We start from the raw sequence: 25,426 nt of genomic DNA, 5'->3' as shown, positions 1-25,426 counted from the left end.
TTTGGAGACTTATGGCATTAAATTCGAATCCGCTGGTAATCTGCTATCAATCGCTTTCTTCTGTAATTATTTACAGAAGAACCCTTTTCTTTATTCATAAATTATGTCTTTAATTTTCCATAAATAGTTTTATTTTTCATTTTCAAAATCTAATTAATTATTTTTTGATTATCTTTGTTATACTTAAGTCAAGAAGAGGATGTATACTTTAAAAAAAAGAACATAGTAGTAATTTAATATATTGAGGGATAATATAAAAAGAAATAAGTTATCAAGAGTATTGATTATAATATTCTTTAGCAAATTGAAAGATAATAAGTAAATGGCAGTAAATTTAATAAGGTTATTCTGAAGTAGTTATTTAGATTAATATCTGAAGGAGTTGTTTATAGTGTGGCAGGAAAAGGTATTAAAAGAACTCATAATTAAAATGATAGAAGCAGATAGAGAAAATTTAAAACTTATTTCAGCTTTAATGGATTTGGATATACACGTAGAAAATAAAGCTTTTTTTTCTATTTATAAAATCTTGAAAGAAATAATTGATTTAGAGTTTCTATTACAAACTACAGAGAGTTACGAGAAGGAAGAAATAACAGTACAACAGCTAGGAGATATTTTATATGGACATATAGAAAAAAATAAAGCTAATAAAGTATAAATATACGTATTAGAAAAGAGCTGTTGTTGATGGATGAACAACTCTCTGTCAAGTAGGTAGCGAAAATATCTTTATATAATTTTTTATTTACGTGTAGTACGTTCACTGTTAGCAATAATAACATTTGTATTGTTATTATTAGTGAGTAGGGATCTGTTGTGGTGATAGTAAATTTTCTGATTTCCAGTATACGTAATTAGAAAGTAAATATAAGGCGTATTTCTATCGTGTATTTTACTTGTACTTTAACACTATATCTTTTGTTTGTCACAGTTTATACACGTTCTTTGGAAATATAGTAGTTTTACATGTATACCAAAACTTCTCTGATAATGTTCCTTCAGTTTTTTTTGTAAAGCAATCAGTAATAAGAGAAGCATTAGAAAGTAGTCATAAATGTTGAATTTGGAAGTGTCATATTATTTCAAGGAATAATAAGGGACTATAGTCACATTTAGTGAAGATTTATGTGGATTTCATTTATCAATAGTTCACCGAAAAAAAGCACCTACAAAGATGCATTTTCGTTCGGTGATTTTTTTGTGAATTGATATATGAAAATTGCACCTGAAATAACAAAATATTCCTTCAGGGACATCTAGTAATGTTATTCGCAATGTTTTAGAGATTAACACCTCATTGCCTGTAGTAGGTCTATAATCTCTTTGATTATAACTAATAGTAAATTCAACAACATTTAAAGTAACAAATAACCATAAACAAAATAGAATCATTTTTTGCTTTTAAACATAAAGCACCACTGTACATCTAATTTAACGTTGGAGAAAAAGAGGATGTTAGATTGTGAGTATGACCTTAATAATTCGGATTGGCAAAATATAAATGGAGATATAACTCAGAGGAAAATAAGAACCATTTCGAAACAGCATATAAAGAGTGTTCTAGATACTAGGATTGGAAGACGTAATTAAAGTAGAAAAATCCGTTCTTTTTTCATATCAAATAGAAAAAGGAATCACTAAGGATTCCTCTTCTAATTCCGACTTATCTAAATCACATATAAGCAAAGATTTAAACACTCATATATTTATATGTAGATAAATATATGAGTGTTTTAGGAAATACAGTGGAGTAGCTAAATATGGATAGGAGAAGAGGCCCAGATTGTGAAAAAGAACTTGCAAGACTGCGGATTATCCTACTAATAATTTTAATATGTAAGCACGGAAAGATGTAAGTAATTCAATTAGGTTTTACCAAAGGATTTGGCGTGTGAATATGTGGAATGCATTCACAGTTAAGAGGGTTGTCTCATAATATACATATAGATTTCTCTATTAAGATGAACAGAGGGTGTGAATATATGGAAGATGTATACGCTAAAATTGACAGTCTAAAAACGGAACAAAAAGAAATCATGAGAGATATTCGTAATTTAGAGATGCGTACAACTATTAATGAGAAAGACATAGCTACAATCAATAAGCAATTAGAAAAAATAAGTACAAACACAACCTGGATTTTGCGAATCATTATTAGTGCGATAGTTATGTCAGTTTTAGGATTGATATTAAAAGGTATTATTTAACCTTGTGAAATAGTGAGATGTAATTGTAAGAGGGGCATTTGTCCCTCTTTTTATTTTGTGAACGAGAAGATCCCCTCCTCTAAGCGCGGAGTGAAGGTGGAGGATGAATCGTTTTTTTCTGATAAAAGGAGCTAAAACAATGTGCTAAACGGAATTGAGATGTGTGTGAAGTCAAATGAATAATTTTGGTTATTCCATACGCAAACGGGTTTCTTTAAAATCGGAACGATTTGGTATTTACTTTTTTTCACCTTTGTAGAAAACACATTTTTCGCATCTTTAATCGCTTGATTCTTAACCGCACTTAGTAGGTTAGCAAGAACATCTTTTGTACTTTTCTTAGTGCTTTTCTTTGCTTCAACCATTTCAGATACAAGTTCATTAATGACTTTGATATATTCGTGGCTACTTTGTTCCAATAAACAGATTTGTTCTTTTGTTGGAAGCAATTTAACTTTAACTGTTATGGTTTGAGACATAAGTTTCACCCCCTTGTTTTTTGATTTTCAACATAATGTTTTATTGTCTCACTTGATACATTTCCAGCAGTAGAAACAAAATAGGAACGTGTCCATAGACTTGGCAGGTGCATGAGATGGGGAAATTCTTCTCTCAAACACTTTGATGTCACTCCTTTAATTTTTGCCATTGTATCGGCGGGACTAAGTGTTGGCAGTGTATTTAAAAACAAGTGAACGTGGTCTTTTTCACATTCCATTGCGATAATAACAATATCCAGTTCATTACATATTTCTTGAACCAACATTTTGAAGCATTCTTCTACTTTTGTATTTAGAAAAATCTTTCTTCTGTATCGTGGACAAAACACAAAATGATAGTTAATGAATGATACGGTTGTTTTAGTTCTTCTATAATCATTTATCATAGTTACATTGTGTTAGTTTGTTCAATTAACTGCAACAAAAAGGATGAAAAATAAAAGATACCAACACTTTGGATACTTAAAGTACCACAAACCTTGTGATTTTTAGTGGTACTCCTTATCCAACCTCACTTTCATCCCATGCCTAAAGGCAATGGGCTTTCTCGTTCGAAAAGGGCTGTAAAGCCAATGTATGTGTGAAGTGAAAAGGCCGACTCTTATGAGATGTTTTTTTTGCTGTTTTATGGATGCCAAATAAGAGCGCAACATTTCAAAGGTCATCTTGTGATATAACTAGGATGAGTTTTAAACAAGGGGCTGAAGAAATGAATACATTAAAGGGAAAAGTCGCGTTAGTAACTGGTGCAAGTAGGGGGATAGTGCGAAATATTGCGATAAATTTGGCACAGGATGGTGCGTTGGTCGTAGTTCACTATGGAAAAAGAAGAAGCAGAAGAAGTGGTGCATAAAATTAAAAAAGATGGTGGTTCCGCATTCATAATTAGTGCGGATTTAAGCACTCTTAACGGTATCAATAAATTGTATCCAATGATGGAGAAATCCCTTCAAAAACATATAGGCGATACTACGGTTGATATTCTTGTAAATAATGCTGGAATCGGGCGGATTTTAACATTAGAAGAATCCACAGAAGAGTCTTTTGATGAGATTATGAATATTAATGTTAAGGCTCCATTTCTTATTATCCAACAGGCTTTACCACGATTAAAAGATGGAGGACGGATCATCAATATTTCATCGTTTGTTACATGTGTCACCTCGACAAGTGTTTTTGCTTACAGTATATCTAAGGGGGCAATTAATAGACGCACTCATACTTTAGCACAACAAAATTGGTTACCGCGGTATTACGGTAAACGCCATTCTTCCTGGCATAATTAATGCAGAAATGAATGCTGGAACATTGGGAAATCAAGATGGACAGAAATATGCTGCAAGTTTTTCGACCTTTAATAGATGGAGCCTAAAGATATAGCTGATATTGTAGCTTTTCTTGCTTCATCAAACAGTCGCTGGATAATTGGGGAATTAATCGATGCAAGTGGCGGATCTTGTTTATAATAGCAATGGAAAAAGCCAGCTTATATTGAGCTGACTTTGAAAATCTATTATTCAAATAGCTTATCCATTAAATTTTGAATTTCACATCTTCTTTTATCTGTTTCATGATTATCAATTGTATACGTATCATTTTCAATTATAAGAACGTCCCCTTCTTTTACATTAGAAGGAAGTTTGGATCTGGGTACATCAATTGTTATGTTATTGATTTCAATAACTGCTAATGCTCCTTCAAAACGGTCAATAATACCTCTTTGCATCGTTATCTCTCCGTTCTTACTGAAATATCTGAACCATCACTATTAATAACTACAGTTCCATTTAAATCAGTTCTATATACCTTAACAGACATTGAAGATAACTTGGCTAACGTTTCTTGTGTAGGATGTCCATATCTGTTACCTGCACCTGCACTGATAACAGCGATATTTGGTTTAACTGCATCTAAAAATGGCTGAGAAGAAGAAGTCTTGCTTCCATGGTGACCTGGTTTTAATACATCAGATTTTAGGTTTGAACCATGTGCTGCAATCATATCTTTTTCGCTTTTTGCTTCAGCATCACCAGTAAATAAGAATGATTTGCTGCCGTGCGTTACTTTTAATACAGAGCTCCATTCGTTTAAGTCATCACCATATTCTTTAACAGGGGCTAAGAATTGTGAATCTAAACCATTGATTGGTAAATTTAAACCAGATTTTGCTTCTTTAATTGTTAATCCTTTGTTGGCTACCGCAGTTAAAAAGTCTTTAAATGTTTGGGTAGTATGGCTTACTTTAGGTGCATACACATTTTTTACGTTCATAGAATTTAGGACTTCATCTAATCCACCTACATGATCAGCATCAGGGTGTGTAGCAATCATATAATCAATGGTTTGGAATCCTAGTCCTTTTAGATAATTTGCCACTACCTTACCTTTGCCATTGTTTCCTCCGTCAATGAGGATTGTTTCTCCACTTGGAGATTTTATAAACGTTGCATCACCTTGTCCTACATCAATATAATGAACTTCTAAATTGCCCTCTGGTTGAGGAAGGGGAGGACGGAAGCTTGGTTCTAATACGCGAGCTAAGAATGCAGCAGACTGCTCACTTGTTACTTTTACGTCTGCACCAAATGTACCATCAGGGAAAGATTTAGCACTTGCAAGATTAGGGATAAATAATGCAGCAATCATTAGAAATGCCGTTAGTAATAAACTGAGCTTTTTCAAAAATATCGCCTCACTTTGTATATTTTTTTAACTTATTTAACTTTAGCATTTATTACCAATAATTCAAAGCCTAATAGAGTAATATATTTGGTTACACTAGTAACGGAAAATGAGAGGATTAAAGTATGTATTAAAAAAATGAGGTTTAATTTAAAAACGACTCTTCAGATTTGTTTATTTTGTGTTTCGATGGACAAGTTAATGCAATAGGTCTTGTTCATTTTAAAAACATATGAAAAGGCAGATAAGGACTTTTCATGTGTTTTTTTGGGTTTTTAGGGGGAATAAAAAGGATAGTCATTATTTAAGACTTAACGCTTTCTCTACGAGCTGACGAATTGCTTCATTTCAATTACTTATCTTGTTATCGTGCCAAAAATCCTCTATTTATTTTACTTGTTCTTTTGTAAATGCAAATAAATTTTCATGTATGGGAAAAGCTTGTTACAATAGTAAAGAATAACTTGGGTACAATTGATAATGAAATGGGGAAAGATATTAGATGAAAGCAACCGGAGTAACTAGAAAAATAGATGAATTAGGGCGTGTGGTAATTCCAAAGGAACTTAGAAATACGCTAGGTATTAAAGAAAAATCACCATTAGAGATCTTTGTAGAAGGTGAAGATATTGTTTTACAGAAGTATCAGCCGGGTCGTGTTTGTGCATTAACAGGAGAGGTGTCAAATCGTAACATAGCATTAGCAAATGGTAAGATAACATTAAGTCCAGAAGGTGCGGAACTATTAATAAAAGAAGTAAAACAGTACCTTGTGAAATAAGTGGCTCCTTAAAAGGGGCTTTTTTAAAGATCAATAAAATAATTTCACGTACCGTAATTATTATAAAAAATAACAACACAACGAACTAGTCTACATTTAACTTTTGCGACATATATATCTTTGATGTTACGATATTTATATATTCGTTCTGAAAATAAAAGGGCTGAATGAAGATGAAAAATCATGTAAAAGTAAATGGCAAGATCCTTCAAACAAGCAAAAATGGTCACACCTCAAACAAAAACAAAAAGAGCATATTTATAATTGGTTATATATAGAGAATATACACAGTTTGTAAAAGAAAATCATAGAAAGCCAAGAAAATACGAACATATAGAAAGTGAATGGGAATCACAAATATCCAACAGTGAAAAGCAGCAGGTATGAGAAGAAAAGTAAATACAAACAAACCAGGGGGCGCATTTCATGTTTAATTTACAAGAAGATATGTATGAACAATTGAAAGAGAAAAAAGGGGAAGTTACTGTATTTTTAAAGAATGGCGTTCCAGTACGTGGGCAGATCCTTGCAACAGATAAATTTACTGTCTTAATGATGGTTCATGGTAAACAACAACTGGTATACAAACAAGCCATCTCTACAATCATTAAGTAATACCATAAAGTATTTAGCTCTACCTAGGCAAATTTTACGATCTATGCAATACCAATCTGTTAATATGTACAAATGTAAACAGGATATTAGGGGCACCATATAGTGAAAACGAGTTTTACAAAAGTATGAAAGTAGCAAACTAATATAAACAAGTTGTAATATTGCCATCAACTCAAAAAGAACATGTAGTAATTTCTACATGTTCTTTTTTTAATAAAAATGAAAGTAAACTTTTAGCCGTTTAGTTTACTTTCAAATCATTTATTTAATTAGGTTTATCACAACTTATTCATTTCCCTCAAAAATTCTTATAGAAGTATACCTTTAAAGACATTACTTATATAGTCAAGGATTATCATGTTTAAAGATGTGTTATAAAATATTTTTAAACGTTTATTAAACATCTACAACCTTTATAAATTTCTTAGCGTACAAATTTATCGAAATGATATGGTGACCCCAATTAGGATTACGTTCTTTTAAAAGTACTGGTATATCCGGGTTTAGGTGATTAGTTACAACTGCTTGGAAGTTTTTGTACCAAAACATAATGTATTAATATTTTGACATTTTTAAAGATTTTAATACGTTTTTAATAATAAACGTATTAAAATCCTTCTTTTTCTCATACATTCATTTGATTATTCTTCTTATCAAGTGAATTGAAATATGTTCATTATCTTATATAAATGAGTATATTTATGTTAAATTGTGTAAATATGTGTCAATAGATAATATGAATATATAAGTATTTGGAAATATAGCGGAGGGATATTATGAAAAGGGGACAGAAACAAAAAACAAAAAATTTAGTGATGATAACTGCCACATTATCTATGTTTGCTACTGGAATAACGCCTTCATTAGAAGTCTTTGCGGAAGAACAAGCACAGCAAAAGAAAGTATCTACAACGTTACAGAATGAAAATTCTGTTAATGTGGAAAATCGAGTATTTGCAGTTCCAGGAAAAGGAGATGTCTCCCAACTTCAAAATATTGAAAGAAGGGAAAGAAATTTTAGTGCATACGAGCCAACAGGGTTATATGCTAAGCCAAATGAACAAATAACAATTCAGGTACAAGGAAATCAAAGTATACAAGCATATATTGGAACTTTCTCGTTCGATGCTTCTTGGAGGGAAGATTCCAAAATTAAATCATTTACTTTAAATCCAGGTACAAACACAATTCAATCTCCAAATGGAGGAATGATTTATTTTTATAATAAACAACAAGGTGGTACCATTCAAACAACAGTAATAACAGGCGGAACGGCTACTCCTCTCTTTGAACTTGGAAAGCATACGAAACAAGATTTAATAAATATGCTCAATCAATATCCAAATGCACATGCGGTGGAATTAAAAGGGGAGCGCGTATTGATTACTGCTAGCCCAGTTCGTGTTAAAAAATATTTGATAGACTCTAACACAGATCCTGTACAACTCTTAAAAAAAATGGATGAGGCTACTAGAATTCAAGATAAAATATCTGGATTATCTGAAGAACAAGTAGATAAACATTATCTGCATTATGTGGAGGATAACCATTCTCTGGATTATTATATGTATGCATATCCTCACAGAACTGCATATGTAGGAGATGCAATCCAACATGTATTAGACATTAATAAATTTACAAATGATGGATGGGGACCTTGGCATGAGGCAGGACATATGAGACAACAAACGCCTTGGAACTTTAAAAATATGACAGAGGTACAAGTCAATCTTTACAGCCTTGCTGTAGAAAAAGCATTTACATCTAATCAACCTTTTAGATTGCAACAAGAGGGCGCTTATACTAAGGCATTTCAATACTTAGAACAACCTAATAAAAATTATGATGACATTAGTGACCTTTTTGTTAAAGTTGTAATGCTTTGGCAATTACAACTAGCGTACGGAGAAGACTTCTATCCTAAGTTGCATCAGCTGTATAGAGACATGCCTTCAAATGAGATTCCACAAACTGATGAAACGAAAAAACAATTATTTATGATTTCAGCATCAAAGGCAGCAAAACAAAATTTAATTCCGTTTTTTGAGAAATGGGGATTACGCCCAAATAATGATACAATCCAAAAAGTAGCGGCACTAGGGTATCCAAATTTAACGGCTGAAATTTGGAAAAGTACAGATTCTAATCCGGTTAAACCGGATACACCGAATTTTTCGAATATTTTAGAAGGAAACCAGTTTGCATGGTCGATGAAAGGGATTGGTGATTTTGAATTTGTGAAAGTAAATTTAAATAAATCAACAGAAGAAATGCAAATTAATCTAAAAGCAGGTGTACCACATAACTACTTTGATAGTACATATGCAAGTATTAAAGTGCAAAACACATCAGGTAAAGTGTTATATAACAAAGAGATTTATGGAAATAAGCAACAAAATGCAGAGCAAGCAAAAGTTCCGGTAAAAGTAGGCAATTTTATTGAATTCACACATTTAGAAGGTGCGAACAGAGCTACTATTACAAATATGGAGAAAAACATGCAGGAAAGTTTTGGGAATAAAGCGGTCTATGAGATTACAAAAGAGGGATTGAAGAAAGTAGATAAAATTGTTAATCCGAAACCAGATACAGAAGCTCCCACACAGCCACAAGGATTATATGCAAGTAACGTTACTTCTAACAGTGTAGAACTACAATGGAATTCTTCTACAGATAATGTAGGTGTAAAAGAATATCAGGTATTACGTGATGGACAACTAATTCAAACGGTACAAGGAACGACGTTTACTGATCAAAACTTAACAGCTAACAAGGAATATAAATATGCAGTGAAGGCTGTAGATGCAGCTGGAAATACATCAATTCAAAGTAACATTCTTCCGATAAAAACAAAAGATCAAAATGTATCTTATGAAAAATGGAATCCGAAGAAGGCATATACAAAGGGAGACAAAGTAGAACATCAAGGGAAGGTGTATGAGGCTGTTCAAAATCATCAAGGAAATGGTGACCCGAATTGGATATTTGCGTTATCTTTATGGAAACCACTTACAATCAATTAATATGTAAGAATCAGATGTGAATATAGAACATCATAGATTGGGTCAGTATTTTAAAGAATTACTGGATGTTACTTGAATTTTGATAGATTTCTCTACTAAGTTATTATTTAAAAATAAAAATTAGAAAAGGAAGTAGATTAGTGATTAGTCAGAAAACGAAAAAAAGATTTAATAAAGTTATTATAATTACCGCAGCATGTAGCATGTTTTCTATGTTTGGAACGTCTATTTCGCACACTAAAGCAGTAACACGTTCAGCTGCTCCTTCAGTTTATGTGAGTCCACAAAATACAGCTTCCTCAGATATTATTAGTATAGACTGGTCACCAGTTCAGACTGCACCTTATACGTATTGGGCTGTACACAACTGGAATGCAGGTGGTGAAGCTGGAGGATATGCTGGTTTTCAACAACAAAGTGGGTTTGATGAAAATGGAAAGCGTACTTTACATTTTGCCTTATGGGATCCAATTGCCTCTAAAGAAGCAATAAAGGCCGAATACTTATCTTCGAATTCACAAGCTGGACTCTTTGGAGGAGAAGGAACAGGACTGAAGGTTCAAACAACTTATGGTTGGAAAGACCACAATTGGTACAGAATGACAATGCGTTCATGGCAAGAAAATGGTCATACTAAATTTGGACAATGGATGAAAGATGTAACAAAGAATAAATGGCATCTAATTGCAATTATGGACTTTCCGGTTGCTAATGTTGCATTTAATCATGGATTAGGAATGTTTCAAGAAGACTGGGCTGGTAATGGACAGGATGTTCGAGAAGCACGCCTAAAAAATGGTTATAGTCGAAAGTTAGTAGATAAACAATGGAATTCTTGGAATAATCAAAGTATTTCTGGACAGCATGATACTTCTTATCAATATGATGGAGGAGCGACTTCAGAATATGTATGGGTCAAAGCAGGAGGTAATACTCAATCTACCATTGGAACAGGAAAAATATTCACACTAAATCAACCTACTCAACCTGAAATAGGAAAACTAGATTTTGATATACAATCTATATATTATGAAAATGAAAAATTAAATGTATCTTGGAAGCTAAAAGAAAATAGCACACCACAATTTAAAGGTAAAATTGAAATTTATAATGATGAAAATATGACAGGACAACCAATCGAGATAATTGATAATATTAAATCTTATCAAAGTGAGATTAGTCAATCTATACTATTATCTACAAATGCTTATGCAAAAATTATATTAACAGATTTATTTGATCAAACTGTTGAGAAAAAGGTACAAATCAAAAATGAATCTCCAAACATTTTAGAAGGTAACGAATTTGCATGGTCGCTAAAAGGGATTGGAGATTTTGAATTTGCGAAAGTAAATTTAAATAAATCAACAGAAGAAATGCAAATTGATTTAAAAGCAGGTGTACCACATAACTACTTTGATAGTACATATGCAAGTATTAAAGTGCAAAACACATCAGGTAAAGTAGTATATAACAAAGAGATTTATGGAAATAAGCAACAAAATGCTGAGCAAGCCAAAGTTCCGGTAAAAGTAGGCGATTTTATCGAATTCACACATGTAGAAGGAGCGAACCGAGCTACTATTACAAATATGGAAAAGAACATGCAAGAAAGTTTTGGTAATAAAGCAGTCTATGAGATTACAAAAGAGGGATTGAAGAAAGTAGATAGCATTGTTAATCCGAAACCAGATACAGAAGCTCCCACGCAGCCACAAGGATTATATGCAAGCAACGTTACTTCTAACAGTGTAGAACTAAAATGGAATCCTTCTACAGATAATGTAGGTGTAAAAGAATATCATGTATTACGTGATGGACAACTAATTCAAACAATACAAGGAACGACGTTTATTGATCAAAATCTAACAGCTAATAAGGAATATAAATACGCAGTAAAGGCTGTAGATGCAGCTGGGAATACATCAAATCAAAGTAACATTCTTCTGATAAAAACAAAAGATCAAAATGTATCTTATGAAAAATGGGATCCGAGGAAGGCATATACAAAGGACGACAAAGTAGAACATCAAGGGAAAGTGTATGAAGCTGTTCAAAATCATCAAGGAAATGGTGATCCGAATTGGATATTTGCCTTATCGTTATGGAAACCACTTACTTTGAATTTTTAAGTTGATGGGCGTGGGAATACCACGTTATAAAATGAAATTCGATAAAGGTAAAATTAGTGAAAGTTATAGGGACTAAGGTGCATTCCACTATGTCAGCCAGTTGCGAAAGGTTAGGAAACTACCAAATTATATTCATGTTGGCTGTTTAATTCCTCATGCCTTTAAGTATGGAAATTATTTTATATAAACGAGAATCATGCAGCAGTCAAAGGTCAAAAACAAAAAAGGGGGAATTATTTTGAAAAGGATTTCATCTTTATTATTAACAATGCCGATTATTTTAGGAAGTATTGCTACGATTCCGCATACAAAGGTTTCAGCTGAAACAATATCATTCAATCAAGAAACATTCACTTTAGAAACATTGAACCAACAGACGGATCAAGCAATTACAAATGGTAATTTTGAAGCTCATTTGAATAATCTCACAGCATATTTGAATGGAAATGTTGGGGGTATGACTGAAGAGAACTTGAAAAAGAAGCTTGCAGACCCAGTATTTGCAGCAGCTTTGGCTCAGTGGCAATTCATATCACAAACAGGTGCTGCAACAATGGCTACATTTGCTAAAAAAGATGCTAACCATCAGAAATTTCTTGGCTGGGCTATGAAAAATACAGGTGTCATGAATACCTATCTTGAAGGTGGTAGTCCAACTGGAAAAAATCCTGTAAATGCACTTGAGATATGGAATACAATCTGGAATGCGGATGCAAATTCTCACGAAGGATTGTATTTAAAACTAGCGATAGCTACATCGTTAGCTCATGCTGAACCTATAAAATATTGGACAAACAATCAACCTATTAATCCATTAACAAGGTACCAACATTATAAATCAGCAGATCAAAATAATGAGTTACTTCCTTGCTTTAGAACATATGATGTTTGGCATTTAAGGTTAGTAGTGAATACTTGGTCACCAGAAGAAGATTTAACCTGGGCAAGGAATATGATTAATACGGAACATCCAGAACTTAAAAATCAAGATAAGGTAGGGGAAAGTGCATATTTGATTAATTATGTAACCCATAACAAAGATGGAGTTAGCATTCACGCTGGAAATGATGCATTCTACGGTTTAGGTTGGAATCTTTCTTCCATTTACAGATTTGGCGGGGTATGCGGTAATATTTCGAAGTTTGGTACGCAAGTAAGCCAAGCCTTTGGAGTGGCAGCTATGCCTGTTGGACAACCTGGACATTGTGCACTCATATGGAATAACAAACCATCTTCTTGGAATTTAGGAAATGATATATCCGGATGGGGTGAATCGAGCCGTCATGATGCAACTGTTATTCCTTGGTCAGATAATAGCCCGACAAATCAAGTACCGTATATGCTACTATTTGAAAATGCTGAACGTGACCCAGTAAAACTAGATCAATCAGAGCGATTACGCTGGTTAGCGAAAGCGATCACTTCAGCAGATAATAAAATTGCAATTTATAAAATATCCACCAATATTTTACCAATCAATTTTTTAGTATGGAAAGATTACGTTTCTCTTATGTTACAAAATCCAAATGTAACAGATGCTGAGTGGAAAGAATTAAATAACAGTATCATTTCTGTTTTTGCGAATGAACCGCGACCGATGATGGATCTTCTTACTCAAATAAAAAGCCATGTACCAAATACAGATGATATCTTGGAAGGAAAACAGTTTTCATGGTCACTGAAAGGGATTGGAGATTTTGAATTCGCAAAAGTAAATTTAAATAAATCAACAGAAGAAATGCAAATTGACCTAAAAGCAGGTGTACCACACCATTACTTTGATGGCACATATGCAAGTATTAAAGTGCAAAACACATCAGGTAAATTGGTCTATAACAAAGAGGTTTATGGGAATAAACAGCAAAATGCTGAATCAAAAACAGTCCCAGTAAAAGTGGGCGATTTTATTGAACTTACACACCTAGAAGGTGAAGAGAGAGCAACGTTAATAAATTTAGATAATAATAAGCACGAAAGCTTTGATAAAAAGGTAATGTATGAGGTTACAAAGGATGGCCTGAAGAAAGTAAATCAAATTGTTAATCCTAAGCCAGATACAGAGGCTCCAACACAGCCACAAGGATTATATGCAAGCAATGTTACTTCTAACAGTGTAGAGCTAAAATGGAATCCTTCTTCAGATAATGTAGGTGTAAAAGAATATCAGGTATTACGTGATGGACAATTGATTCAAACGGTACAAGGAACGACGTTTACTGATCAAAACCTAAAAGTTAATAAGGAATATAAATATGCAGTGAAGGCTGTAGATACAGCTGGAAATACATCAAATCAAAGTAACATTCTTCTGATAAAAACAAAAGATCAAAATGTATCTTATGAAAAATGGGATCCGAGGAAGGCATATACAAAGGGCGACAAAGTAGAACATCAAGGGAAAGTGTATGAAGCTGTTCAAAATCATCAAGGAAATGGTGACTCAAATTGGATATTCGCTTTGGCATTATGGAAGCCACTAACATAGGGGTCTAATATATATTGAAACTACGCCCAAATGTTGAGGGTAATTATGGGGTTTCCCTCATTCCCATTAAGCTAACATTTTGAAGTGCCTCCAAAACGGAAATTACAGCCAATAAAATAAAGTGGTTTTCCAATGTTGGGTTCCGTGAATGTTACCTATTGAAAAAATGATTTATAGTAATAACATAGACATTTGACGAAAGGGCACCGAATGCATGGTTGCCCTTATTATTCTAAAAGTTCCTTTATAATTTCTTTTATATGCTTAGTGGGCTTATCAACATGGTTTAAATAATAATTTTCAGTTATGACAAGACCTGGTCCTACTATTGAACGAAGAAAAGGTGATATCTTTCCTGTGTAATCATTAATAGTTATGCATTCAGTATCTTCATTCATTAGAATGTTATATTTACATGCTATTTCTAATACAGGCTTTCCTTCATTATTTATCATTTTTCGAGAACTGATGGATTCAATAAGCGCATTACTTTGTTCGATTTGAAAACTATCTGTATTAGCCAAATCGTAGGAAATAATGAAAGCTATACCTATTGCGTTAATCATAGATTTCCTCCTTTAGTAGTTTTGTTTACTAAAATATAATAATATATATTAAAAGTAAACAGTATGAGAGCAAGTGATGTATGGTTGCTCTTTTTTATACGAAATATCACCTGCCGTAATGGATTATATAATAACAATTTCAGACATAAAGATAATTCAGAGGCATACACTTATATAGAACGGTTGCAAATATAATTACCGATATTCTTTGCGAGAGAGCACTTAAGGAGAGTGCTCTTTTTCATTTTCACACTTTAAAGGAGACAAGCATATAGTATAAAACAAGTTATATTTCATCTAATCCCTTTTTTACCAAAGTACTCGCGGAAACGAGTGCTGTTATTATGTCACCTTTTGATAAGGACAAGTATAGGGACAACCCTACGTTGTTCCTTATTCACTCATATCTAACTCCTTATCACATTAAGAGAATCCTTGTGTAGGATGCTCTTAATGTGATAAAACAATTTTTACACCAAAAAAGAAAGGCTTGATACATATGACGTATACGTCCGTTTTAATGATTATTGGAAAGTAAACTTCTATTCAAAAGTTTATTTTCGTAGCAGTTTAGTATATATGCGGTTGCATACATCGAATTAGCCTTAAGCATTAGCAGTTTAATTTTAGGGATAATCGCCCTAATACTTAAGATCTGGTCTAAACGAACAATATTTGTAATTTCATTTGTTTTATTATATTGTGCTTATTTTAGGACTAGATTAGAAATAAGCAGGATTTTACGAGTGGATTATTGTAATAGGACATATTCTACCGTCATTGTGAGGAGTTGATTTTTTGGTTAATCTATTGGAAAATACATTCCAATTATCAGCAATAATACTACTCTTATGTTCATTTTATTATTACAGGCATTTTAAAAAGATTAAGAGAGAAAGAATACTAACTTCATTTGAATTTTCAATTTATATCATAACCCGAGTTGCATTTTTTCTTTGTGCAGGTAGTTATCTACTTTTGTTCTTGGATAAAAATTATTAAACAACCAGAAGCTATTCTTGAATAAAGAACAGCTTCTTTAAGGCAACGAAGGTATTTAAAACATGGAGATACTCTCTCAAAACGCGTTCGTTGGTTCTGGTGCAAAAACTTAAGGACAATTGCAATGAATCTATAAATCTTGGACATACTGTTACTATGACTTTAAAAAGGGTGCGTGATTGGTATGGAAAAGGAAAATGTATTCAAATGGAAGCATTATCAGCCTGATATTATTTTGTTAACGGTAAGATGGTACCTACGGTACAACCTCAGTTTTCGTGATTTGGTGGAAATGCTAGAAGAACGGGGTTTATCCATTTCTCATACAACGATTATGCGTTGGGTTCATCAGTATGGTCCTGAATTGGACAAACGAATCCGCCGTCACCTCAAACAAACAAATGACTCTTGGAGAGTCGATGAAACATATATCAAAGTAAAAGGTCAATGGATGTATCTGTATCGTGCTGTTGATTCGAAAGGAAACACAATTGATTTTTTCCTAAACAAAACAAGAGACCAGAAGGCTGCAAAGCGCTTTTTCAAGAAAGCTTTGCGGTCTTTTCATGTTTCAAAGCCACGTGTTATAACAGTCGATAAGAACCCGGCTTATCCTATAGCAATTGAACAGTTGAAAAAAGAAAAAAGAATACCTGATGGTATGCAATTTAGACAACAAAAGTACTTGAATAACATAGTAGAACAAGATCATCGCTTTATAAAGAAGCGAATCCGTTCTATGTTTGACACAGCTACATCCATTCTTTCTGGAGTAGAAGCCATGCATATGATTAAAAAAGAGCAGCTTGATTTACGGGACCAGTCTGTCCAAAATCAGAAAGAATTCATCCATCAATTGTTTGGACTTGCAGCATAAGATACGATTCCGTTAGGAATATATGTGCTTTATTCTCCTATATTTTATTTTTGCACCAGAATCATGAGAAGGGAGTATGTGTCAATTTTACCGTTGTGAGCGGCAATAACAAAGTAAAACTGCCGAAGAACGGAACGGTTGTATTTGCTGGCGCGCCGAACTCGGAATTTGCAATCACGTTGAACTAGCTACAATTCTAGATGGACTTCAACAAAACCAGTACGACACAGAAGAGGTGTTTTGCTGGTTTTGTTTGTATTTACGTATGATCTTTACGAAGAGGCTTTCCACGAATAATATCACGCTCAAACTCTGCAAGAACAGCTAGCATACCAGTTCTGGGCAATCATCTTTTGCCCCACTCATCTTCTCGGTGTAAATACGTTCGCAGCCGGCATTATGATGTACAAGCCCTATACGATGCAGGAATTATCCGAGGTGTTTCGGCTACTAAGTTTAACCAACATGGCACACTCACACATCAACAGGCTGCACTTGTGTTAGAACGAACACTAGAATATCTAGGTGTAGAAAAAGAGTCAAATACAGGGCCCTACCACATACCCATCAACCTAAGATTTTGAAATAACCCCCAAAACGAAAATTTTATATCCCTACAGTTATTTATGAAAGTTCAATTCATTTTTTCATTTTGGGGAACAACCAACTTCTTAAGTTGATGGGCATGGGGTAGCACCGTACATCCATCAACTTAAGAAGAATAAACGCCACCAAAACAAAAAAAAGCCCCAAATTTTTCTTGAAAATAAATTAGGGCTCTTGAACCAGAAAAGTATATTTTTAACTATGAAAACTACGATAAATTTTTCCTTTTTTCCTACTTGCTAAATTCAGCAAGTAAAATATTTTTAAAAGGATCAGGATTGTCAGCTTTTCCTAAACTGTTAAAATTGACAGCTAACGTATGCTTACCTCCAAGTGTACCTCCAGCAAAAGTACTAAACCCTGGAATGCCACCTGAGTGCCCCCATATCGAGACACCGTTTGGAAGCCTAGTTTCATAGATTCCAAGACCATATCCGACGATTTCAGCACTTCCTGTAGGAACTGTAGTAAGCATTTGTTTTAGTTGCTGTTCCTTCAGTAATTTACCACTGAGTAAGTAAGAGAAGAATTTGTTTAAGTCGTCAGCAGTAGAAATCATATCTCCAGCCGAGCTACCTATACTTGGATTATAATACGTAATGTCTTTTAGCTCACTTGCTCCGTCTGGTTGGAAATATCCACGGGCATGGTTGGTGCCTGGAATAACGCTTGAATTGCCAGGTAGAAATGTATTTGACAATTCAAGTGGTTCAATAATTCGATTTTCAATCTCTTCCGCATAGCTGTTTCCAGTTACTTTTTCGATAAGGATACCCAGTAATACGTATCCTGTGTTTGAATAAGACCAGCCCTTTCCTGGGGCAAAGTCTGGGGGCAGCGAAAGTCCCAACTTCACTAGATCTTCAGCAGTAAACGATTTATTTCTATTCTTAAAAAAATCAGCTTCTTTTGTCCTTGAGTATTCAGCGATACCACTTGTATGGTTCAATATCTGCCGGATAGTAATCTGTTTAGCATCATATCCGTTTCCTTGAATAACACCAGGCAACCATTTTTCGATGGAATCGTCTAGATTCAGGCGATTCTCTCCAGCTAATTGAAGTACAACCGTTGCGGTGAACGTCTTCGTTACGCTGGCAATACGAAAGCGAAAATCTGTTTTCATTGGTTTCTTGGTGCTCAGATTCGCTACCCCAGCGGCATAACCCCACGTTTTTCCACCCTCATAGGTTTTAACAAGTATCCCCGGGAATCCAAGATGCAATGTATCTCGCATTGCTTGTTTGACGGAATTACGATCTCGTTTAGTGCTTGTGTGTGACGAACTAGATACATTTTCAGTGGACTCTGCTGTTACAATTGATGTTGGTGTTGTGTATAACAGGGAACTCCCAGCTATTAAAATGGCAAGACTTGCACATGTAATTTGACTACGTGTTTTCATAAGGCATTCCTCTCCTCTATTCATATTGTATAGGTGGTTGCTTGCTTGCTGTTTCATACTAACCACACAGCTATCATCTTCACCGATTACAAAAGGTCAACATTGAATTTGTAATCATCTTCATAAGTATGATTTTATCAACGCCATTCTGCCCTAACAAACGGTAAATCTCTCTTTTTTCACATGTTTGTAAACCACAGAAATTACTTCTTTTCCTTGAAACACTTTTGTTACTAGTTTGTTTTTCATATATAAGTCATATCTGTTCCACCTTTCACGCCTCGTAATATTTTTATCCTATACAATGAAACTCTCTTTTTCCTTATCCATTCCTTACAAATTTCTTACGTTCAAAATAGATTCTATTTATTAATATTATTTAAAATCTGCGATACGATTTAATCTTAATTTAGTTGTTTTATAGAAATATATCTGGTTTTCAGAAAAAAATAATCGGAATATTCATTGTTTTCTATATTATTTTTAGAAAATAATCCCATTAATAGGAGTGTTATGATTTAATTGTTAGTCAATATCTCACTTTTAGAGCGTTAGTGTCTTTGAGAAAGTCTAAGCAAGCTATTGATTTCATTACCATCACAAACGAACTGCAAAAAAAGAATAGGGTTGAAGAGGCGGGAGAAGTCTCTTATTCCACCCAATTAGTTTCTATCGTCCCTATTTAGTAAACTTAAGGAGCTCGTTTTTATGAAAATTACCGAATCAAAAAGTCTATGGGGAAATACAATTTATTTACAAGTTTTCTCTGCGTATTCACTGCTTATGCTCGGAGTATTTATTGACATGTTAGCCATTATGACCATTGTTAGTTTTGAATGGGAAGTAGACCCCACCATGATTGGATTAATTCCTGTTGCGTATGCACTTCCTGGGATTATATTTAGTTCATGGGCAGGCGTGATTGCTGATCGCTTTAGAAAAATTCCAATTATGATGTTTTGTAATCTAATGGTTGGTTTATTAACAATTGTTCTTTTATTTGTCCAAAATATTCATTGGCTTTTGTTAGCATTAATGGTTCGTTCCATTTTCACCGTTTTTTACTATCCTGCACAGCAAACACTAACACGACAGATTGTTTCTCCTGATCTGCTTACCAAAGCAGTAAGTATCAATGGGATAGTTGAGCAAGGAACCAAGATACTGGGCCCACTTATAGGAGGAATGTTACTGAGCTGGTTTCAGCCAGAGTTTTGTCTGATTATAAGGGCAATATGCTGTTTACTAGCTGCTTTGGTTCTGTTGCCCACAATAAGGTTACAGGAATCTCTGTCAAGAGAACATATAGAAAAGAAACAGCAAAGTACTTGGACTGCTTGGTTACAAGGCTGGGGTTATGTATTATCCAATCGGATGATATTATCGACCATGATTTTCTTTACAATAGCTATGGCAGTATTACAATTAGTAGACTCACAGTTCCCTACTTTATTTAAGAGCTTGTTCCCAAATGATAAGAGTAAAATGGGATACATCATTTCTATTATTGGTCTTGGGGGAATAATTGGCGCATTCTTAACTCAGAAATTAAAACATTTTCAATATGGTTGGGTAATATGTGGAGGTATTGCTTTAATGGGAATTGGCTTTGGAGGAATCAGTCTGATAACTCTGATAAGTCCTGATGCATCCCTCATTTTTGCCTATCTGATCAGTTTTATAGCTGGTATTGGAAGTGGACTTATGTTTGTATCCAATCAAGTCATTCTACAAATAGAATCTCATCAAGAACAGGTCGGAAGAGTATTTGGGATTCAAAGCAGTTTAGCAAATGCAGCCCTCATTATTTCTCCTGCTATGAGCGGTCCACTGGTTCACTTTTTCGGAGTAATTGAACTCTATTTTTATGTGGGTATTGGGCTCATCATCATTGCAGTAATTGGGGTTGCACTACAGAAATATTTATGGGTTACACATAAACAAGAACCTGTAAGAGTAAATAATTTTTGAAGGGAAGATTTTTTATGGCCAATGAGGAATGTTATCCGTTAAGTCATCCACAGAGGAGAATATGGTATACAGAAGTTATTCATTCCGGTAAAGGGATATGTAATTTAAGGTTTTTGTTTAAACTTCATAGAAAAATGGATTATTCAAAATTAAATCGAGTTGTGAATCGTGTTATTAGTGAAAATGATGGTCTTTGCATCAGATTAAAAGAAAATGGGCATCAGGAACCTGAACAATATTTTATTAAACATGAAGAACAAGAATTTGAGTTTTTCGATTTCAGTTCCGTGGAGGATTCAGATTTGCTTGAGAAATGGATTGAGCAGAAAACAAAAGAAACGTTTACATTATTTAATTCAGATTTATACTATTTCGCTTTAATAAAATTAAACGATAATGAATGTGCAGTCTTTGGGAATGTTCATCATATTATCATGGATGGTTTATCAATCCAAATATTTACCAGTCAGATTGCAAAATATTATTATGAGATGCATAACGAGACTGAGGAAGGCGAAATTAGAAATTCATATGTTCAATTTCTGGCCAATGAACAAACATACTTGAATAGTATTCGCTTTCAAAAAGATCAAAAATTCTGGTTAGAGGAATTTAAAACAATTCCATCTGTGACAGGATTGAAGCCTTATAATACGTACCAAGTTAGTACCAAAGCATCACGTGAAACGTTTATATTATCGGAGCATTTGAAGAAAAAGATAGAGTTATTTTCTGAAGATTATAAATTTAGTGTATATTCTCTTTTTGTTGCTGCTTTCTCATTGTCTATGTATCGGTGGACCTCATCGCTTGATATTGCATTAGGAATGGCTTATGGCAATCGTATGACTAAAATGGAACGGGAATTAATTGGAATGATGGTGAGTACGGTTCCTCTAAGAATGGATATGGATCCAGAGGAAGAAGTACTTTCATTTATTGGTAGGGTGTCCAGAAAACAAAGTAAATCATTACGACATCAGAAATACCCATTTGATTTGTTATTAAAGCAGATTAATAAAGAGAATAACAGCAATGTTAGACTTTTCGGAACTACGATTGATTATAGAGATCGTGATGAAAGTGGTGACTCACTTTGGATTCCAAATGGTGAAGAAATGCAAGATTTTGCAGTACATATTGAGAATTTGACTGATATAGACTCTTTACAAGTACATATTGACTATCGTAAAGAGCTATTTTCTAAAGAAGAGATAAACCGCTTTTTTAAAACCATGTTAGCAATAATAGAAAATACATTTAAAAACCCAAAGCAAAAGGTTTCTGAGATTGAAATTATTTCAGAAGAAGATAAAAGAAAAAGTTTAGTAGAGTTCAACAATCCTAAGCTTGATTTTCCACCTCAAGTAACTATTCATGAATTGTTCGAACAGCAAGCGATGATTTATCCAAATTCTATTGCAGTTACGTATGAAAAAGGAAAAATTACTTATAGGGAGCTAAATGAACGTGCAAATCAGTTAGCTCATTATCTGCAGAAAAAAGGAGTAGGACCTGATACTTTAGTTGGGCTGTGTGTTGAACGTTCTCTAGAAATGATTGTAGGTATTTTAGGGATTTTGAAGGCTGGTGGAGCCTATGTTCCACTTGATCCAACATATCCAGAGCAGCGACTTCAATATATTTTAGAGGATGCTGGCATTCAGTTATTCGTAACGCAAGAAAGTTTAAAAGAATTGAAATGGTTACCAGAAAATATTAAATCGATTTGCCTGGATCGTGATAGAGATGAGATTGGGCAAGAAAGTAAGACCTTACCGTTTTCTGATGTAAGTTCTCAAAACCTAGCTTACGTAATCTATACTTCGGGATCAACAGGGAATCCAAAGGGCGTTATGATAGAGCATCACAATGTCATTCGTTTATTTAAATCGACGGACTGTTGGTATCAGTTTAATGAAAAAGACACTTGGACGCTTTTTCATTCTTATGCATTTGATTTCTCAGTATGGGAAATTTGGGGAGCATTATTATATGGTGGGAAATTAGTTGTTGTTCCGTACTGGATTAGTCGATCGCCCAAAGATTTCTATCAACTGTTAGTAAAGGAAGAAGTCACAGTTCTAAATCAAACACCTTCCGCATTTCGACAGTTAATACAGGTGTGTGAACAAGAAGATGAGAATAAAAGCTTGCAGCTGCGTTATGTGATATTTGGTGGAGAAGCGTTAGAACCTATTAGCTTGTTACCGTGGTTTCAAAGGTATGGGGAGAAAAAACCGCAGCTAATTAATATGTATGGAATTACAGAAACTACCGTTCATGTTACATATTATCCAATTACTCAAGATGATGTACAGCATGCTTCAAGAAGTAATATCGGAAAGCGGATTCCAGATTTAGAAGTGTATATACTAGACGCTTATCAACAACCTGTACCTATAGGTGTAGATGGTGAGCTTTATATTGGCGGGGCGGGGCTTGCACGTGGGTATTTAAATCGACCTGAATTAACTGCAGAGCGCTTTATACCTCATCCATTTAGTAGTGATCCGAAAGCAAGATTATATCGGACAGGAGACTTAGCAAGGTATTTGCCAGATGGGAATCTGGATTATCGTGGAAGAATTGATCATCAGGTCAAAATACGTGGTTTCCGAATTGAGATTGGGGAGATTGAGTCTACTTTAAATGCATATGCATCTATAAAAGAGGCTGTTGTAATTGTTAGAGAAGATCAACCGGGTGACAAACGATTAGTAGCATATGTTGTAGGAGATGGAAATGTAGGTGCGTGGCGAGAGTATCTTAAAGCGAAACTACCGAGCTATATGGTCCCTTCGAGATTTGTGACGATGGAAGCCATTCCACTAACAGCTAACGGTAAAGTTGATCGTGAGGTCTTACCTATGCCGGAGGAAGAGCAGACTAACAGTGAAGCTGTTACCCCTCGGAATAGTAACGAAAAGATACTGGCTACCATCTGGAAGCAAGTATTAGGTGTTAAAAAGGTAGGAATCCATGATAATTTCTTTGAAATTGGTGGCGACTCGATTCTCAGTATTCAAATCATATCTCAAGCAAGTCAAGAGGGATTAAAACTTACTCCAAAGCAAATGTTTGAATGCCCAACCATTGCCGAGTTGGCACAAGTGGCTATAGAAACTCAGGGAGTACAAGCGGAGCAGGGAATTGTGACAGGAGAAGTGCCCCTTACTCCAATTCAGTACTGGTTCTTCGAGCAAGAACATTCACGTCCGGAGCATTGGAATCAATCGATGCTTTTAAGAGTAAAAGAGAGATTGGACGTGAAGTTACTAGAAGGAGCGATCTTAAACTTACTAAAACATCATGATGCTTTACGTTTCCGGTACGAACAGTTACCAAATGGAACGTGGAGGCAGAGAAATGAAGGGACTGATGAGCATTCTGTACTTCATGTGGTAAAACGGAACAAAGCTAATGAACAAGCGTGGAATAAAGTAATACAAGAAGAGATGAACATTACTCAAACTAGTTTCAATTTAGTTACAGGTCCGTTAATGAGAGTAGTTTACTTTGAGGACACCTTGTCTGGAAATGATCGAATATTCTGGGTGATTCATCATTTAGTAGTAGATGGAGTATCGTGGAGAATTCTATTGGAAGATTTACAGGCGGTATATAACCAGATGAAACAAGGTCAAGGAGTTCGCCTACCTGCGAAAAGTACATCTTTTAAAGAGTGGTCGGAACGCCTGCAGGCATACAGTGATTCGGGTATTTCAAAAGAAGTACAAGATTATTGGAATGAACGGGTAGAAAAAGAAACGATGAAAATTCCAATGGACTATCCAATGCAAGAAACAACAGAAGAATCGATTGATCAAGTGACGAGGACTTTAGGAGTAGAAGAAACACATGCATTGTTACAAGAAGTTCCAGTGACTCATAAGACAAGGATTAATGAGGTACTATTGGCGGCATTAGGACAAGCTATCGTCGATTTTACAAATCAGCAAACGGTTTCTATTCATCTAGAAGGACACGGGAGAGAAGAGATGGTTGAAGGTATTGATCTATCACGGACAGTGGGCTGGTTCACGAGTATTTATCCTGTTCATCTGAATTTTCAAGGAACTAAAACACCTATTGAAGGATTAAAGGCTGTAAAAGATCAATTGCGTCAAATTCCGAATCGTGGAGTTGATTATGGTATTTTACGTTACTTGAAAAAAGAATTACTTCCGTTTTATCAGCAAAAGCCTTCAATAAGCTTTAACTATTTGGGCCAATTTGATCAAGTGTTTTCAAAGGAATCTTTGTTTATGCAAGAGACAGGGTTTACATTTTTAGATCATGCTCCAGATTCCAAGCCATCGCATCTAATTGATGTTATCGGTATGGTAAAAGATAAGAAGTTACATTTTGTTTGGATTTATAGTAGAGAACAGTTTTCTAGATTAAAAATTCAAGCGATAGCAGATGTTATGTTGAGGCATCTTCGTCAACTTATAAATAAACCAACAACAGAGTCAGCTTTTACAGTATCAGATTTTGCTGATGCTGAGGATCTTACGGAAGAAAGCTTGAGCAAAGTATTACTTAAATTAACAAAGAAGAGGGTGTAA

The 25,426-nt window shown here is 34.4% G+C and carries 17 protein-coding genes and 4 pseudogenes; 14 read left to right on the top strand and 7 right to left on the bottom strand.

What is annotated here, in order from left to right; genetic code table 11:
- Positions 1 to 391 precede the first annotated feature (391 nt).
- Positions 392 to 661, top strand: a complete 270-nt coding sequence (locus NSS74_RS25290; RefSeq protein ID WP_088031166.1) for a hypothetical protein — start codon at positions 392 to 394, stop codon at positions 659 to 661.
- 491 nt (positions 662 to 1,152) lie between these two features.
- Here the strand turns inward: NSS74_RS25290 and NSS74_RS25285 are convergent, their stop codons facing one another.
- Positions 1,153 to 1,395, bottom strand: a complete 243-nt coding sequence (locus NSS74_RS25285; protein ID WP_240381055.1) for a DUF3937 family protein — start codon at positions 1,393 to 1,395, stop codon at positions 1,153 to 1,155.
- 590 nt (positions 1,396 to 1,985) lie between these two features.
- Between NSS74_RS25285 and NSS74_RS25280 the strand changes: the two genes are divergently transcribed.
- Complete coding sequence (locus tag NSS74_RS25280) at positions 1,986 to 2,210, top strand: hemolysin XhlA family protein (RefSeq protein WP_193648235.1); 225 nt, start codon at positions 1,986 to 1,988, stop codon at positions 2,208 to 2,210.
- 149 nt (positions 2,211 to 2,359) lie between these two features.
- Here the strand turns inward: NSS74_RS25280 and NSS74_RS25275 are convergent.
- Positions 2,360 to 2,689 (bottom strand): annotated as a pseudogene (locus NSS74_RS25275) (RNA-guided endonuclease TnpB family protein); the annotation flags it as partial.
- A 5-nt stretch (positions 2,690 to 2,694) separates the two neighbouring features.
- Positions 2,695 to 3,096 (bottom strand): IS200/IS605 family transposase, encoded by a 402-nt coding sequence (tnpA, locus tag NSS74_RS25270; protein ID WP_088031165.1) that lies wholly within the window; start codon positions 3,094 to 3,096, stop codon positions 2,695 to 2,697.
- A gap of 323 nt (positions 3,097 to 3,419) precedes the next feature.
- On the opposite strand from tnpA, the pseudogene NSS74_RS25265 reads away from it, so the two are divergent.
- Positions 3,420 to 4,176, top strand: a pseudogene (locus NSS74_RS25265) (SDR family oxidoreductase).
- A gap of 47 nt (positions 4,177 to 4,223) precedes the next feature.
- Here NSS74_RS25265 and NSS74_RS25260 read toward each other — a convergent pair.
- Together NSS74_RS25260 and NSS74_RS25255 are read right to left on the bottom strand one after the other, a co-directional pair.
- A complete protein-coding gene (locus NSS74_RS25260) occupies positions 4,224 to 4,436 on the bottom strand; it encodes a DUF3006 domain-containing protein (protein WP_088031164.1) in 213 nt (70 codons plus the stop codon).
- A gap of 2 nt (positions 4,437 to 4,438) precedes the next feature.
- Positions 4,439 to 5,311: pseudogene (locus NSS74_RS25255) on the bottom strand (ComEC/Rec2 family competence protein); the annotation flags it as partial.
- 583 nt (positions 5,312 to 5,894) lie between these two features.
- Here NSS74_RS25255 and NSS74_RS25250 point away from each other — a divergent pair.
- The 6 genes and pseudogenes from NSS74_RS25250 to NSS74_RS25225 all read left to right on the top strand — a co-directional run bounded on the left by NSS74_RS25250 (position 5,895) and on the right by NSS74_RS25225 (position 14,428).
- The gene (locus NSS74_RS25250) at positions 5,895 to 6,173 is read left to right on the top strand and encodes an AbrB/MazE/SpoVT family DNA-binding domain-containing protein (RefSeq protein WP_088031163.1); all 279 of its coding nucleotides are present in this window, start codon (positions 5,895 to 5,897) and stop codon (positions 6,171 to 6,173) included.
- A gap of 173 nt (positions 6,174 to 6,346) precedes the next feature.
- Positions 6,347 to 6,560: pseudogene (locus NSS74_RS25245) on the top strand (hypothetical protein).
- 39 nt (positions 6,561 to 6,599) lie between these two features.
- Positions 6,600 to 6,788, top strand: a complete 189-nt coding sequence (gene hfq, locus NSS74_RS25240; protein ID WP_002203963.1) for an RNA chaperone Hfq — start codon at positions 6,600 to 6,602, stop codon at positions 6,786 to 6,788.
- A gap of 776 nt (positions 6,789 to 7,564) precedes the next feature.
- A complete protein-coding gene (locus NSS74_RS25235; RefSeq protein WP_340814520.1) occupies positions 7,565 to 9,811 on the top strand; it encodes a M60 family metallopeptidase in 2,247 nt (748 codons plus the stop codon).
- Between the two features lie 140 nt (positions 9,812 to 9,951).
- Positions 9,952 to 11,943, top strand: a complete 1,992-nt coding sequence (locus tag NSS74_RS25230; protein ID WP_340814519.1) for a DUF3472 domain-containing protein — start codon at positions 9,952 to 9,954, stop codon at positions 11,941 to 11,943.
- Positions 11,944 to 12,181: 238 nt separating this feature from the next.
- A complete protein-coding gene (locus tag NSS74_RS25225; protein ID WP_201053838.1) occupies positions 12,182 to 14,428 on the top strand; it encodes a putative mucin/carbohydrate-binding domain-containing protein in 2,247 nt (748 codons plus the stop codon).
- Positions 14,429 to 14,655: 227 nt separating this feature from the next.
- Here the strand turns inward: NSS74_RS25225 and NSS74_RS25220 are convergent, their stop codons facing one another.
- Positions 14,656 to 14,994 (bottom strand): hypothetical protein, encoded by a 339-nt coding sequence (locus NSS74_RS25220; protein WP_078205932.1) that lies wholly within the window; start codon positions 14,992 to 14,994, stop codon positions 14,656 to 14,658.
- 798 nt (positions 14,995 to 15,792) lie between these two features.
- Between NSS74_RS25220 and NSS74_RS25215 the strand changes: the two genes are divergently transcribed.
- Positions 15,793 to 15,996, top strand: a complete 204-nt coding sequence (locus NSS74_RS25215) for a hypothetical protein (RefSeq protein ID WP_080448057.1) — start codon at positions 15,793 to 15,795, stop codon at positions 15,994 to 15,996.
- Positions 15,997 to 16,180: 184 nt separating this feature from the next.
- Positions 16,181 to 16,873 (top strand): IS6 family transposase, encoded by a 693-nt coding sequence (locus NSS74_RS25210; protein WP_215571633.1) that lies wholly within the window; start codon positions 16,181 to 16,183, stop codon positions 16,871 to 16,873.
- 838 nt (positions 16,874 to 17,711) lie between these two features.
- Here the strand turns inward: NSS74_RS25210 and NSS74_RS25205 are convergent.
- Complete coding sequence (locus NSS74_RS25205) at positions 17,712 to 18,884, bottom strand: serine hydrolase domain-containing protein (protein ID WP_215589259.1); 1,173 nt, start codon at positions 18,882 to 18,884, stop codon at positions 17,712 to 17,714.
- A gap of 554 nt (positions 18,885 to 19,438) precedes the next feature.
- Between NSS74_RS25205 and NSS74_RS28030 the strand changes: the two genes are divergently transcribed.
- Genes NSS74_RS28030 through NSS74_RS25195 form a run of 3 tightly spaced genes read left to right on the top strand, consistent with a single transcriptional unit; the run spans position 19,439 to position 25,426 of the window.
- Positions 19,439 to 19,570 carry a DnaB-like helicase N-terminal domain-containing protein gene (locus NSS74_RS28030; RefSeq protein WP_003192741.1) on the top strand — a complete coding sequence of 44 codons (132 nt, stop codon included), beginning with the start codon at positions 19,439 to 19,441 and terminating at the stop codon, positions 19,568 to 19,570.
- 22 nt (positions 19,571 to 19,592) lie between these two features.
- A complete protein-coding gene (locus tag NSS74_RS25200) occupies positions 19,593 to 20,855 on the top strand; it encodes an MFS transporter (RefSeq protein WP_059038542.1) in 1,263 nt (420 codons plus the stop codon).
- 14 nt (positions 20,856 to 20,869) lie between these two features.
- The gene (locus tag NSS74_RS25195) at positions 20,870 to 25,426 is read left to right on the top strand and encodes an amino acid adenylation domain-containing protein (protein ID WP_340814514.1); all 4,557 of its coding nucleotides are present in this window, start codon (positions 20,870 to 20,872) and stop codon (positions 25,424 to 25,426) included.

This window comes from Bacillus sp. FSL E2-8868, assembly GCF_038005505.1.
Lineage (GTDB): Bacteria > Bacillota > Bacilli > Bacillales > Bacillaceae_G > Bacillus_A > Bacillus_A mycoides.
The sequence above is the reverse complement of the archived record's forward strand: the minus strand, read 5'-3'. Positions and strand labels throughout refer to the sequence as shown.

Bases quoted from the DNA above. Each gene is read 5' to 3' on its own strand.
- NSS74_RS25205 (WP_215589259.1), bottom strand. From the start codon at position 18,884: ATGAAAACACGTAGTCAAATTACATGTGCAAGTCTTGCCATTTTAATA.
- NSS74_RS25280 (WP_193648235.1), top strand. From the start codon at position 1,986: ATGGAAGATGTATACGCTAAAATTGACAGTCTAAAAACGGAACAAAAA.
- NSS74_RS25285 (WP_240381055.1), bottom strand. From the start codon at position 1,395: ATGATTCTATTTTGTTTATGGTTATTTGTTACTTTAAATGTTGTTGAA.
- NSS74_RS25260 (WP_088031164.1), bottom strand. From the start codon at position 4,436: ATGCAAAGAGGTATTATTGACCGTTTTGAAGGAGCATTAGCAGTTATT.
- NSS74_RS25235 (WP_340814520.1), top strand. From the start codon at position 7,565: ATGAAAAGGGGACAGAAACAAAAAACAAAAAATTTAGTGATGATAACT.
- NSS74_RS25220 (WP_078205932.1), bottom strand. From the start codon at position 14,994: ATGATTAACGCAATAGGTATAGCTTTCATTATTTCCTACGATTTGGCT.
- tnpA (WP_088031165.1), bottom strand. From the start codon at position 3,096: ATGATAAATGATTATAGAAGAACTAAAACAACCGTATCATTCATTAAC.
- NSS74_RS25195 (WP_340814514.1), top strand. From the start codon at position 20,870: ATGGCCAATGAGGAATGTTATCCGTTAAGTCATCCACAGAGGAGAATA.
- hfq (WP_002203963.1), top strand. From the start codon at position 6,600: ATGTTTAATTTACAAGAAGATATGTATGAACAATTGAAAGAGAAAAAA.
- NSS74_RS25200 (WP_059038542.1), top strand. From the start codon at position 19,593: ATGAAAATTACCGAATCAAAAAGTCTATGGGGAAATACAATTTATTTA.
- NSS74_RS25210 (WP_215571633.1), top strand. From the start codon at position 16,181: ATGGAAAAGGAAAATGTATTCAAATGGAAGCATTATCAGCCTGATATT.
- NSS74_RS25250 (WP_088031163.1), top strand. From the start codon at position 5,895: ATGAAAGCAACCGGAGTAACTAGAAAAATAGATGAATTAGGGCGTGTG.